Origin of the sequence: Shewanella pneumatophori (assembly GCF_023283895.1) — a bacterium.
Lineage (GTDB): Bacteria > Pseudomonadota > Gammaproteobacteria > Enterobacterales > Shewanellaceae > Shewanella > Shewanella pneumatophori.
The window spans coordinates 466,737-479,784 of the sequence record NZ_JAKILB010000002.1; the positions used below are offsets into that span (position 1 = coordinate 466,737).

The window sequence follows — 13,048 nt, forward strand, 5'->3', positions numbered from 1 at the left end:
AATAAAAGCGCCTTATTCTTAACGGAATAAGGCGCTTTTTTATGTCTTTTATTAGCTTACAAGCTTTATCGTGGTAGATTAATTGAACAGTCTAGGAAGTCATTACATAAATAACTAAGCCAAAAATGAATAGGCTATTTGAGCTGGGGAGATAAGCAGATGATAAGGATTAAGCGAATCACTTTAATGACCTTGAGTATGTTGGTCTTAAGTAATGCTAACGCATTTGAGGCCGAAAAAGTGGCATCAGATCTGAACATCCCTTGGGGGCTAGCTTATGTGGACGACAACACTATGCTGGTAAGCGAAAGGTCTGGGCTAATTAAGCAAGTGAATCTTAAAACCGGTAGCCAGCAAGTCATTGCCAAGCCTGATAATGTTTGGGCACAAGGGCAAGGCGGTTTACTGGATATTGCCCTATCGCCTTTTGCCGCCAATACCCTTTACCTAACCTATAGCAAAGATATAGAAGGTGAGGGCGCAACAACGCTGGCATCTGCCACTTATCAAAACGGTAAGCTATCTAACTGGCAAGACATTTTTGTTTCCAACTCTCGCTCAGACACAGGTAGACACTTTGGTAGCCGGATTACGTTTGATGACAACAGTTTATACTTTTCCATTGGTGACCGTGGTGTGCGCGACAATGGCCAAGATACACTTACCCATGCCGGTGCTATTTTACGCTTAAATCCAGATGGCAGCGTACCAAGTGATAATCCATTTATCGCAGACAAAGCGGTTTTAGATGAGATCTGGAGCTATGGTCACCGTAACCCACAAGGCCTAGTTTATGATGTGCAAAGCAAAAAGCTGTGGTCAATTGAGCACGGGCCACGCGGTGGCGATGAAATTAACCTAATTAAAGCTGGTGCAAATTACGGCTGGCCAATTACCTCACACGGTAAAGAGTATTGGGGACCAATCAGTGTTGGCGACGGTAAAGTAAAAGAGGGGATTGAGCCGCCAGTTAAAGTCTATATCCCGTCAATCGCGCCGGGCAGTTTAGTCTTGTATCGCGGTGATAAATTTCTAGAGCTTAATGGTAAGTTACTCGCGGGCGCATTAAAGCTGACTCACATTAATGTGGTCACTGTTTCTGATGCAGGAAAAGCGATTGATGAGCAGCGCATAATGGCCAAACTTGGAGAGCGCATTCGCGATATCGAGGTCTCTCCAAAAGGTGATATCTATTTCAGTACCGACAGCGGTAACCTTTATCGGCTTAAGCGGTAAAAATAGTTTCGAGGTCCTAGGAAGAGAAGGTTCTAGGACCTAGGAAAAGCGAAGACGTCAAGAGCCGAACGGTCAGCGGTCTTAAGAATGTGACTGCGTCACTCACGGAACGCTGCGCTTACGGAAAAGCGGGGGAAGGCAAAGGCCGGAAAGGCAATGGTGGCGCTATTCGCTGTTGACTTTTCTAGCAGGGCGAAGCCCGCCCTCGTAGCAAAGCGCCCTAGGAATTAGGTTCTATAAAGGATCTTTATCACATGCCAACCGAACTTAGTCTTAACCAAGTGTGGCGTGATTAACTCACCCGTAAAACAAACCTTATCGAATTCTTGTGGGTATACCCATTTGGCCTTTCAATATAATTAAACCTAAGTGCGATATAAAACCTTTATCACATGCCAACCGAACTTAGTCTTAACCAAGTGTGGCGTGATTAACTCACCCGTAAAACAAACCTTATCAAATTCTTGTGGGTATACCCATTTGGCCTTTCAATATAATTAAACCTAAGTGCGATATAAAACCTTAATTACATGCCAACCGAACTTGGTTTTGACTAAATGTGGTGTGATTAACTCACCCGTAAAACAAACCTTATCAAATTGTGGCACCATCTGGCCTTTCTTAAATTCGCCTAAACTGCCACCTTTCTTACCTGATGGACAAGTTGAGTGCTTTTTAGCAAGTACGTCGAACTTGGCGCCTTTATTCAGTTGCTTGATGATATCTTCAGCCAGTGTTTGGTGCTTAACTAATATGTGTAATGCTGCTGCGGTGCGCGCCATGGTGGAACCTAATATGCTTGAAACTAATTGCCAGCATTATAACGGTTATGGCTATTGGCAAGCTAGTCTATGAGCTATTGATATCTAAATTAGCCATTTAACTTTATAATCGAGACTCTTATATAGGTTTAATCTGATTGACGTTAATTCAAATAATAGAGGCGGGTTGAAGTGTTAAAAAGTAAAAGTTACCGCCGCATCGGCCCCGATTATCGCTTTGATGAACAAGTCAGCTTTGTTGATATCAAGCAGGTATTTGGTCTTGGGCATATACGCTTGGGCAAATGGGTTGAAAACGAAGAGCGCGATAAAGCTGCAAATCTGATTTTTGACTCATTAGCCGATTTAGCTTTTATTTTAAAACTACCGCCTAAAGCTCTGGGGCTGCGCGAAACCCTAAACCTTGCCTTTGGCAGTGGCGGCCAAAAAGGTGTGCAAGCCCATTATGCACCCCATAAACGTGAATTAGCTTTAGCCAAAAATGCTGGCGCTGGCGCGTTAGCCCATGAGTTTTGGCATGCGTTTGATCACTACATTGCGCCTAAGTCTTACCGTACTTCGCCTAATGGTATTTCCTTTGCTAGTCATAGCTGGCTAGCAGATGTAAAACCAATTAAGCATCCATTAAATCAACGCTTAGAGCGAGTTTTTGAAGTGGCATTGCTCAATGAAAACGGTGAAGATGGCCATGATTATGTCAACCGAGCAATCGCTTTGGATAAACAACATAATAGCCAATACTTTTCGCGGCCAACTGAGTTAATGGCGCGGGCGTTTGAGTCGTGTATCGAGTCTTATAACGATATCACTAACCCTTATTTGGTTGATGAAACCTTAAAGTCACCACTATTTGATGCAGGCGGATACCCAACTCTAGAGCATAGAGAGCAGATATTTGAGGCCTTGATAAACTATTTTGAGCCTCTTGGCGATGCGCTTGGGCGAGAGTAGAAAGTTAAAAAAAAGCCCGCATATGCGGGCTTTTTAGTTAATACAGGTCTTCAACGCTTAAGCTGTTTTTACTTTCCAGTTTACTTCTTCGCCGGCAAAGAAAGGCACAATCGGGCTACCGTTTGGCAAGATGATCTCGCTCGGTACTGTCCATTTTTCTTTTACTAGGGTCACTGTGCTGGTGTTGCGCGGTAGGCCGTAAAAATCTGGGCCGTGCTTACTAGCAAAACCTTCAAGCTTATCTAATGCGCCTAAGTCATCAAATACTTGGGCGTAAAGTTCTAATGCACTCCATGCGCTGTAGCAACCAGCACAACCACAAGCTGATTCTTTGCGATGCTTCTCGTGCGGCGCTGAATCTGTACCTAAGAAGAACTTACTTGAACCCGTTGCAACTACTGCACGCAGTGCTTCTTGGTGAGTGCTGCGCTTAAGTACTGGCAAACAGAAGTTATGTGGGCGAACACCACCAACTAGCAAGTCGTTACGGTTTAGTAGTAAATGCTGTGGGGTAATTGTCGCTGCCACGTTGTCAGCGGCTTCCATAACAAAGTCAGCCGCATCTTTAGTGGTGATATGCTCAAATACTACTTTCAACGTTGGGAAAGACGCCACAATACGTGCAAGGTAACGCTCAATAAACATAGCTTCACGGTCGAAAATATCGATGTGCGATTCGGTCACTTCACCGTGAACCAATAGCAACATACCGTGCTTAGCCATGGCTTCAAATACTGGAAATAGTGAATCAAGCGCTTTAACTGCCGCATCAGAATTAGTCGTTGCGCCCGCTGGGTAAAGTTTCGCTGCAACAACACCAGCAGCTTTAGCATCAATGATGTCTTGCTCTGTGGTGTTATTGGTTAAGAAAATTGTCATTAGCGGTTCAAAAGTCGAACCTGCTGGGCGCGCTGCTAAAATACGCTCACGATACTCGGTGACCATTTGGGCATTGGTAACAGGTGGCAATAGGTTAGGCATTACAATTGCGCGTTGGAACAAGCGTGCCGTTGCTGGAACGGTTTCTTGTAGCATATCGCCATCGCGAAAATGAAGGTGCCAATCGTCAGGAGTTAGTAGGGTGATTTGCGTCATTGTAGGTTCCTAAGCGTTTACGACAAAATACGTCAGCTTTTTTATAAGCTTTTACTTAGGGCGCTATTGTGCCTGAAATCGCCGCCGCTTAATAGCTGAACCTTTGAATATTAAAGCGTAACTGAATAAATCAACTAATAGGACATGTCATTTAATACTGTAGAAAGTATTAAACTCACGTTATGATCAATTTCTGTTAAATGTTAAGCCTCAACGGCTGTGTTTACAGCACTTACTGAGTCGATGATAGATTGGCTGACAAAGGCACTATTAAGGATTAATCAATGAAGAAGCAGCAAGGATTCACACTGATAGAGCTGGTGGTGGTGATTATTATTTTAGGTATTTTGGCCGTTACAGCCGCACCTAAATTTATCAACTTATCTCGCGATAGTAAGATTAGCGCTCTTGAAGGTATTGGCGCTGCAATCACTTTTGCGGCTGATGAAACTTATTTAAAGGCACAAATCGAAGGTGCTGCAGAACAAGCGCGAAGTTCAGATTCAAATCCGCCTTATGTTGAAATTCCAGCAGGTATTTTTGAGTTAAAATATGGCTACCCTGAAGCTTGGCCTGAAGATGGTTTAGGCATTTTAGACATGGTTGACCTAGACGATTCAATCGATGTGTGTTTTGGTAGCAGTTGTAGTAATTCGAGTAACTCTAGCCGGGTACAAATCGGTTATAATCTTGAAGCTGGACAATCACTCCCTGCAGACGCAGACGCTTGCTATTTACGATATAGCGAGCCAGGTGGCACAGGTGGTACCTCTGCAACCCGTTACACTGTGACTTATTTTACTGACGGTTGTTAATTAGTGCTGATAATTGCAGCTGCTAGTCAGTTTGCAGTTTTACCTAGTTCGTTATATTGGCTAGTTAAATGAGTCGGTTATATTCGTTTGTTAGTTACATTAGTTAGTTGAAAAATGCGTTTAGACAAATTTATCTGTAAAAGCACAGCGCTTAATCGTGCAGAGGCGAGTGAGTGCATTAATGCTGGCAAGATCAGTGTTAATGATGCGGTGATAACCGATATCAGCTTTCAAGTTCATGAAAGCAATCACATAACTTTAGACGGACGAAAGCTGATTGCACGGCCGTCACGTTACATCATGCTGCATAAACCCATGCATACCTTAAGCTCTAACGTGGATGGCGATTACCCCAGCTTATTTAACTGCATTGAACTTGAGCGGGTTGAAGACTTGCATATAGTCGGCAGGCTCGATGCCGATACCACAGGTTTAGTGTTATTAACCGACGATGGTCGCTGGTCGTTTGATATTATTCGCCCCGACAAACTATGTGAAAAAACCTACCGAGTAACGCTGCGTGACCCTATCACGGCTGATAATGTCGCTGAGGTAATTGCAAGCTTTGTCAGTGGTTTACAACTACAAAATGAAAAGGCATTAACTCAGCCGGCTAAGCTTGAGTTGGTAACATCAACCGAGGTGTTGTTAACCATTACTGAGGGGAAATACCATCAAGTAAAGCGTATGTTCGCCGCGATTGGTAACCGAGTTAATGGATTGCACCGTGAGCAAATAGGCGCGTTGAAGCTTGATGTTGAAGTGGGGCTATGGCGTTACTTAACAGCAGATGAAGTGGCATTGTTAGCAACGCCAACGCCAAGTCAGATATCGGCGTGACAATAAACAACGCCCGCTAATAAGCGGGCGTTTTGCTAGTAAATCAAATTTTTATACTGATTGCGATTAATCAACCCAATGCAGCACATTGCGGATAATTGACCAGCGCGGCTCAACTTTCTCAGCGCCTTTACCTAGCATCCAATAATCATAAATCTGCTCTTGAGTGCCATCGACTTTGCGCAGTCGCTGCCAGTTATTAATGTAATTAAGTAGCGATTGGTTATTTTGCGCCACAGCATAGGCTACAGGGTAATGGGATTTGTTTTCCAGCAGCGCAATACCGTAACCCGGGAAGAACAAGGTCCAAGCCGAGCCAGCTTGAGCACTAATCACTACCGCATCGTACTTCTGTTTTTTCTGCCTGAAAAAGTCTTTATAGCCTTCGATTTTGACAAACTTAATGTTTGGCGCCATCTTTTTCGCATCTTCAATTGCATCACTATGCTCAACATAAGCAACGGTCATGCCCTGCATCTGTTTGATCTTGTCGTTACTCTTAAAATCATTTACCAAGTGGTCGCGAGTCGCGATGGCAATGTTGAGTTCAAGTACTGGATTGGCATAACTTAGCGCATCCATTTGCTCAATATCCATTGCAAGACCCGACATAGCAATATCAAAGAATCCCGCCTTGAGCGATGCGGCTAACTTATCTTTTCTAAACGGAATAAATTCAATTTTAACTTTTAAATCTTCAGCCAGCTTATTGGCCATTGCCGTGTCAAAGCCTACCAATTGACCCGCATTGTTATAGTAACTAAAGGGTACGTTACTCGGTATGTAGCCCACTCTCAATGTACCTGCATCGCGAATGTCTTGTACGCTACGAATAGGAGTTGCTGGTGTTTGGCCTATGACTGGGAACTGCCTTTTTACCTTAGTTGGTACTTTGTCAGCCACTTGCATATTGGCAATCACACCACTGGTGATCTCAGGACTTTGGATAAATGTGCCCATTCCCACGCGGCAAACAAGTAAAGTGACTACTACGCTAGCGCCAATGCCTATGCCCATTTTAAGCAGTTGCGGCGGACGCAGTTTGAGTGACTTTTGAAACAGTGACGCAGTCAGTAGGGTAAGTACAAATAGATTCATCACCGCGGCAATAGAGTTAAACTTGCCGGTAATAAATCCTGACATCACAAACAGTTGGAACAGATCGGCTGGCAGTTTTACCAAGTCCAACATAAATGGAATCGCTACATACACACTGCCAAATAGTGCCAACAGGCCACTAATTGATAGCGACGGAATACTGCTAATATCTACCGGAGTACCGTTAAACCAGCCAGCAAAATACACAAATAGAATAACCGTGAGTTTGCCAATATTCGGGAAGGTAAAGGCAATGGGCACTAAGATTTCAATCAAGGTGGCGCCGTCTTCACACAGGTTGTCGTGCTCGCGCATCACTTGCTTACACTCTTCAACAATTACCGGAATAACAATAAAAATGTTACCGGTGGCAAAGGCGGTCACTAAGCTGGACTTTGAAATACGTAGCGCTTGGGCGAAGGTAATCGGGGTGAGCGAGGCCACAATCCAAGGCAGTACCCAAAAAGTTAGCAATAAGCAAAGTACAAAATAGCTGATTAAGTAAACTTGCATACTGGCAAATTCATCAACGCCCATGGTGCCTGCTGCTGACGCTGACATAGCGAAAATACCAATAGGTAGAATTTTAACTAGGCCTTGAGTAATGCGAGAAAAAATCTCCGAACTGGTATGCATAAAGGTTAGTATTTGCTGTTTATGCTCACCTTGCATACCTATAAGCGCAAGCCCCATGGCGATACTAAACACCACCATAGCAGGCACGTAACCATCAGCCATCGACTCAAACGGATTAGAGGGGATATACAGTTTAAAGTAATCAATGGGCGTAACAGGTTCTATGCTACTGGTACTAAAGAAAGACGCCGATTCAATGATCGGGAACGACAGTGGCACCAGTGCAATCATTACAATCGCCAGTAACCAAAGCAATAACATGATTAAGCCTGCTCGACTAAAAATCAGTTTTGCGGTGCTTTTTTGTAGCTTACCAATACCGCCAACCAGCGACACCACAATATAAGGCAGAACCGTCATCTGCATCAGTAAAATAACACTGGTGCCAATGGTGCCCATCCAGCCAACAGATTCACCAAAAAACAAGCCAACGCCAAAACCAACAAACATGGCGACTAACATTTGGGTTGAGCTGGTCATCGCGAGGACTTTTTTTAGCACGGGTTCCATCCTAAGTTATTAGTTTTGTTTATTTTAGAACTATTGGTTTGCTCTATTACTTTTGTTTAGCGCATTGCTAATAATAAGTCATTATTTCTAGTGTCTGCATAGCCTGCACAAGCATGCTTTTATTATAAGTTCGCTAAGCGTTAACTTTAAACTGATATCGTTAAAAATTCAGCATGTTAATTAACATTGCTGTTTGACTCTCCTAGTCGCTCGGCGGCTAAATCAATAAAGGCTCTGACTTTAGGCGACAAGTGTTTACGGCTTGGATAAACCACATAAACGTCTATTTCGGTGTTGGGGCAGTTCTCAAATAAAATCTCTAGACGATTATCGTTAAGTGCTGCCTCCATATAAAAACTCGGCAAGCGGGCAATGCCATGGCCGGCAAGCACCATAGCCAATTGCATATCACCATTATTACATAGCACTTTTTGGCGAATATCGACATGGAAAGCTTTTCCCGTAGCGTCAATATAATCCCAGCGGCTAGGCTGCTTTAAATTGGAATAGCAAATGCCGTTGTGAGTGGCTAACTCTCTAGGGTGATGTGGCTTACCGTGGCGAGAAATGTACTCTTTCGAGGCGACCGTATATGCCTTGCTGCTGTATATTTTACGGCAAATAAGGCTCGACTCTTCCAGTTGGGCTGAGGCGCGTATTGCGAGATCATAACCGTCGGCAATCACATCGGTGCGCTGATCGCTTAAATCGAGCTCTAAACTCACATTTGGGTAGCGCTTGATGTATTCAGAAATAATTTCTTGTAAGTGACTTTGGGCAAAGCCAACAGGGCAGCTGAGTTTTAATACTCCGCGCGGGCTTACATCGTGTTGAGTGATTAAGCCAATAGCAAGCTCAGCGTCACTTATCAATTGTTGGCACTGCTGGTAATAAGCTTCGCCCTCAGGCGTTAAACCTATTGAGCGGGTAGTACGGTTAAGCAAGCGCACACCTAGACGAGCTTCAAGCTTATTGACCTCTTTACTTACATAAGAGGTTGAATGGCCTAAGGCTTCTGCTGCTGCCGAGAAACCACCGCTTTTAACCACTTGTGCAAAAATCACTATGCCATCAAACAGTTTATTTATTGTCACCAATACCGCCTATTAACAGTTATATGGAAATAGTTATTATCTTTTAAGGTTATTAATCTTTATTCGTCACCAATATACACTGCTCTACATCGAGTTGTCGCTCAAAAGTTAATCTTTAGCTTGCAGCAGAGTACGGCAATTGAACCTAATTTTTTGCAGGCGTTACCTGTAATAACAGTACAGAGAGAATATTATGAAACTATTAGCCTTTGCAGCCAGCAGCAGCTCTAAATCAATTAACAAGCAACTTGCCGCTTATGCAGCGTCACAAGTCGCCGGAGCAGATGTTGAAATCCTCGATATCAACGATTACGAAATGCCACTTTTTAGCCAAGATCGTGAAGAAGAGTTAGGTCAACCTGAGCAAGCGCAAAAGTTCTTTGCCAAACTAGGTGAAGCTGACGCGATTATTATCTCATTTGCCGAACATAATGGCTCATACACGGCGGCTTACAAGAACTTGTTTGACTGGACGTCACGCATCGACATGAAAGTGTTCCAAAATAAGCCGATGGTGATGTTAGCAACCTCACCGGGCCCTGGCGGCGCGGCAACAGTATTAGCTGCAGCTGCAGGTTCAGCACCATATTTTGCCGCCGATGTTAGAGCGACCCTGTCTATTCCAAGCTTTTTCGATAACTTCGATATGGAAACACAGGCGCTACGTAACCCAGAGCTACAATCAGCACTGCTTGAAGCGCTAAGTAATTTGAAATAGCGCTAAAGCGTTAAACAAAAATAAGCCTGACATCATGTCAGGCTTATTTTTTATCTGCTTGTCTGGTCTTGAGATAAGTTGAAACGGTAGCAGTTTGCCTCTTTACAAGTTTTTTTTGCTAGCGATGGCTTTACTACAGAGAGCTTTGTAACAGAGCAACAGACGGTTAGCTTTGTATTGCTGCCTCAGGTGTTTGGTTGCTTATGGCACTGTTAGCCTGCTTATTGCGCTTAAACTCAGCAATGCCATCTGAGAATATGGTCACTCGATTGCGGCCAGTCTTTTTCGACACATACATAGCGTGGTCACTGTCGGCCACCATTTTATCTAGGTTAGTCCCCGATAAGCTAAAGTCTGTTACTCCAAAGCTGGCGCTAATCGCAAACTCAAAGCCCGAGTCTTTGCTGTCGATAGTTGCTATCAGCTTACGGTATTCTTCAGCCAGCTGTGCGGCGGTGGCCACATCGCAGCTAGGCAAGAAAATACAAAACTCTTCACCGCCTAGGCGGGCAAATAGGTCATTCTTGCGGCATTGCGACTGACACACATTGGCGACTTGTTTTAACACCCAATCACCCGTTGCATGGCCGTAGGTGTCGTTAATGCTTTTAAACTTATCTAAATCAAACAAGATACAGCTAGCCACTTGTTTGTTCTTGCTGCAGTAGTCAATGGCGCTTAATGCCAATTGGGTAAAGTGGCCACGGTTATGTACCTTAGTCAGCGCATCATACTCCGCCAGCAATTTTAAACGCTTTTGTGTGGTACGTGATTTATACACCATGCCAACCAATAACAGTATCGACACAAATAGTAGCGAAATAAACAAGCGGTTATTTTCGGTTTCACTGCGGCTGAGTTTTTGCTCCAAGCGCAGTAAACGGTTTTGGTCATCTAAAAGCTTGATCTGGTTTTTTTGCTCAGTCGCTTGATGCTGCGCTAGCTGAAATGCGAGATGCTTGGTTTTAACTTCATCCAAATAGGCTTTATCGGCAGCTGCGTACTCTCGGTGATATGCCAAGGCTTGCTGGTGTTCACCGCGAGATTCAGCGATTTGAAATAGAATGTTGTAAGCGGTGACCTCTGGCTTAGAGTTAGCAATATTTTGAGTCTGACTAGTTGCTTTAGATGCAAAGTCGCTCGCTAAAGAGTATGACTGGGTTTGAAAGTATGAGTCTGCTAATAAAGCATAGTATTGAGCAAGAATGGGCGCATATTTTGTCTGCTCAATGGCAACTAGCTGCTTTTCTAGCGTGGCGATTGCTTGTAGTGGCTGGTTATTATCTAAATATAGTTCAGCTAAATAGCTATAAATGGCGCTTTCCATCACCACTTCGTTGCTCTGCTGGCAGGCTTGCAGACCTTGGGCTATTTGCGCAGAGTCTTCACTGAGCTGGCCCAGTTTAAATTGGGATTCTAAGGCGAGCTGTTTAGCTAGGCAATAATTGCGCCCTTGTGATAGTTGTGAGCCTAAGCGATTAGCGTATTTTAGCCCTAGCTCATATTGACCAAGTTGGTTGTAGAACATGGCAGCTATAAGCAGGCCTAACTCTTGAAATTCAGGTTCAGTAATTTGCGGGAGAATATCTAAGTTTATAGCGAGGTGGGTTAACCCATCTGCCCAGTTTTTTGATATTGCATAAATATTGACTAGAGATAAGTTCGCTCTAAAGCTAAGCAGTGGGGAGGATTTAGCTAAAGACACTTGTTTCCATAGCTCTAATGAGTCTTCGAATTTTCCCTGAAAAGCAAACCTATACGCATTTAAATAATTGAAATAATGTAATTGCTCTGTTGAGAATTCGTCATGGCGGTCTTCTAAATCCTCGAGCATAATGTTGAAGTCTTTTGGATTACTACTTCTTATGTTATCAGCGGTTTGAAGTAAATTAGTGATATCAGAATTTTCATCAGCGCGGGAGGCACTGATGAAAACGAAGGTAATAATTAAAATCCAAACGATTTTTAAAGAGCTCATTTTATAGTTTATGAATTCACGCTGATTTCTGTTTCATCTTCTTTTGGCGAATCCTCAGTCTTTTCTTCGTCATCTTCGGCAGGTAAAAGTACACAAACGACATCTGGGCAGACATCTAGCTCGCGCTTAAGGCTAATATCATCTCTGTTGATTAGCGCTTGTTTTAATGATTCGGTTAGTGCGGATTCGGCAATCGCTTGCTCAAAGTTAGTTTCTGTTTGCAGACTTGCATCTTGACCCATGCGTTCCAGCAGTTGAATGATGTTTGACATACTATTTCCTTGTTGATTGTCGTTTATGGTTTTCTCTTTTCTCTTTTCTCTTTCTTAGGAAGGACTTGCCTGCTTACGGAGACCGACCTTTTAGCTTTTGTTAATCCGTTTCTTTATCTACTTGTTTATCAACTTGTTGATTTCATTCATTCACTATTTGCCTCAGCAAGTGCGCCACTTTGCTCAGCTAGCAGTTGGGCTTCTACTTGCGCAAGGCGGTCTAATACTGCTTGATTGGGCTGCATCTTTTGGCTTGGCGGAATAACTAGTGTGGTGTGCATGTAAATATCGGCATCGGCCAATTCTGCTAGGGTGAGTGTTTGCTTACGCACTGTGTCTATAGGCAGTACGGCGGCTTCATATAAAATCACTTGATGCTCAAGTGGGTAGTCTTTACTCAGCAGCTCAATTAATACTTGGCGGTGCGCCGCACCCGTAGCAAACTTGGTTAGGCTTTTGTCACCAGCAAGGCCGATTTGCCACAGCACTAGGTAACATGAGGGATCAAAGCGGCGCTGGTAGAACATAAACTGGCTGGCTTCAAACTGCTGGCAACCATATTGCCCGGGATCTATGCCTAAATCGGCAATTAGGCAGTCTTCTGCCGATATTCCCGGTACCATGACAGCGTGAAAACCCTCAGCCTTGGCTATTTCGATAGATTTATGTGGCGCGTGGGCGAATACCCCTGGGTGACCATAAAATGCACCGACGACTTTTTTGCCGGCGCGCACTTCGGTCATAATCGCATCGACCATTTCACGGTAGGTAATATGGCGAGATTTTCCGGGTTGATAAAAGCCTTGCAGCGAGCGCACGTCGGGGTGCATCTCTTGCAGCCAGAGCTCAACTATGCCGTTAGACATGCCTGAAAATACCACATCGGCCTGTTCTATATAGCTTTTTGCTAATGGGCAAATATGTGCCCCTAAAGTCATTCCTATTCCAACACACGCTAAACTACCTGACATGGTTACCCTTTATTATTTTTATTATTTTGTTAGAGGAGTATCTCTGCTCCTA

Annotated in this window: 12 protein-coding genes and 1 pseudogene; 5 read left to right on the plus strand and 8 right to left on the minus strand. The window is 43.8% G+C overall.

Features of this window, described 5'->3' with window-relative positions; translation table 11 throughout:
* Positions 1–159: 159 nt before the first annotated feature.
* Positions 160–1,236 carry a PQQ-dependent sugar dehydrogenase gene (locus L2740_RS05040; protein WP_248949025.1) on the plus strand — a complete coding sequence of 359 codons (1,077 nt, stop codon included), beginning with the start codon at positions 160–162 and terminating at the stop codon, positions 1,234–1,236.
* Between the two features lie 227 nt (positions 1,237–1,463).
* Here the strand turns inward: L2740_RS05040 and L2740_RS05045 are convergent.
* Positions 1,464–1,559: pseudogene (locus tag L2740_RS05045) on the minus strand (peptidylprolyl isomerase); the annotation flags it as partial.
* Between the two features lie 180 nt (positions 1,560–1,739).
* The gene (gene ppiC / locus L2740_RS05055) at positions 1,740–2,018 is read right to left on the minus strand and encodes a peptidylprolyl isomerase PpiC (RefSeq protein ID WP_012156435.1); all 279 of its coding nucleotides are present in this window, start codon (positions 2,016–2,018) and stop codon (positions 1,740–1,742) included.
* A 171-nt stretch (positions 2,019–2,189) separates the two neighbouring features.
* Here ppiC and L2740_RS05060 point away from each other — a divergent pair, with 171 nt between their 5' ends.
* The gene (locus L2740_RS05060) at positions 2,190–2,969 is read left to right on the plus strand and encodes a CLCA_X family protein (protein ID WP_248949026.1); all 780 of its coding nucleotides are present in this window, start codon (positions 2,190–2,192) and stop codon (positions 2,967–2,969) included.
* Between the two features lie 57 nt (positions 2,970–3,026).
* Here the strand turns inward: L2740_RS05060 and pyrC are convergent, their stop codons facing one another.
* Entirely contained in the window at positions 3,027–4,064 is a 1,038-nt protein-coding gene (gene pyrC, locus L2740_RS05065) for a dihydroorotase (protein ID WP_220779151.1), read from the minus strand.
* A gap of 284 nt (positions 4,065–4,348) precedes the next feature.
* Here pyrC and L2740_RS21435 point away from each other — a divergent pair, with 284 nt between their 5' ends.
* Both L2740_RS21435 and L2740_RS05075 read left to right on the plus strand, forming a co-directional pair.
* Entirely contained in the window at positions 4,349–4,879 is a 531-nt protein-coding gene (locus L2740_RS21435) for a type II secretion system protein (RefSeq protein ID WP_275974009.1), read from the plus strand.
* A 114-nt stretch (positions 4,880–4,993) separates the two neighbouring features.
* A complete protein-coding gene (locus L2740_RS05075; protein ID WP_248949027.1) occupies positions 4,994–5,719 on the plus strand; it encodes a pseudouridine synthase in 726 nt (241 codons plus the stop codon).
* A 66-nt stretch (positions 5,720–5,785) separates the two neighbouring features.
* Here L2740_RS05075 and L2740_RS05080 read toward each other — a convergent pair whose 3' ends face one another.
* A complete protein-coding gene (locus L2740_RS05080; protein ID WP_248949028.1) occupies positions 5,786–7,963 on the minus strand; it encodes a cation:dicarboxylate symporter family transporter in 2,178 nt (725 codons plus the stop codon).
* Positions 7,964–8,139: 176 nt separating this feature from the next.
* Positions 8,140–9,057, minus strand: coding sequence for a LysR family transcriptional regulator (locus L2740_RS05085; RefSeq protein WP_248949029.1), 918 nt, complete (start codon positions 9,055–9,057; stop codon positions 8,140–8,142).
* 193 nt (positions 9,058–9,250) lie between these two features.
* On the opposite strand from L2740_RS05085, the gene L2740_RS05090 reads away from it, so the two are divergent.
* Positions 9,251–9,775 (plus strand): NADPH-dependent FMN reductase, encoded by a 525-nt coding sequence (locus L2740_RS05090; protein WP_248949030.1) that lies wholly within the window; start codon positions 9,251–9,253, stop codon positions 9,773–9,775.
* 166 nt (positions 9,776–9,941) lie between these two features.
* Here the strand turns inward: L2740_RS05090 and L2740_RS05095 are convergent, their stop codons facing one another.
* The 3 genes from L2740_RS05095 to L2740_RS05105 all read right to left on the minus strand — a co-directional run bounded on the left by L2740_RS05095 (position 9,942) and on the right by L2740_RS05105 (position 12,996).
* Positions 9,942–11,753, minus strand: a complete 1,812-nt coding sequence (locus L2740_RS05095) for a tetratricopeptide repeat-containing diguanylate cyclase (RefSeq protein ID WP_248949031.1) — start codon at positions 11,751–11,753, stop codon at positions 9,942–9,944.
* A gap of 8 nt (positions 11,754–11,761) precedes the next feature.
* Positions 11,762–12,025, minus strand: coding sequence for a hypothetical protein (locus L2740_RS05100; protein WP_248949032.1), 264 nt, complete (start codon positions 12,023–12,025; stop codon positions 11,762–11,764).
* Between the two features lie 146 nt (positions 12,026–12,171).
* Positions 12,172–12,996, minus strand: coding sequence for an SAM-dependent methyltransferase (locus L2740_RS05105; RefSeq protein ID WP_248949033.1), 825 nt, complete (start codon positions 12,994–12,996; stop codon positions 12,172–12,174).
* Positions 12,997–13,048: the final 52 nt, after the last annotated feature.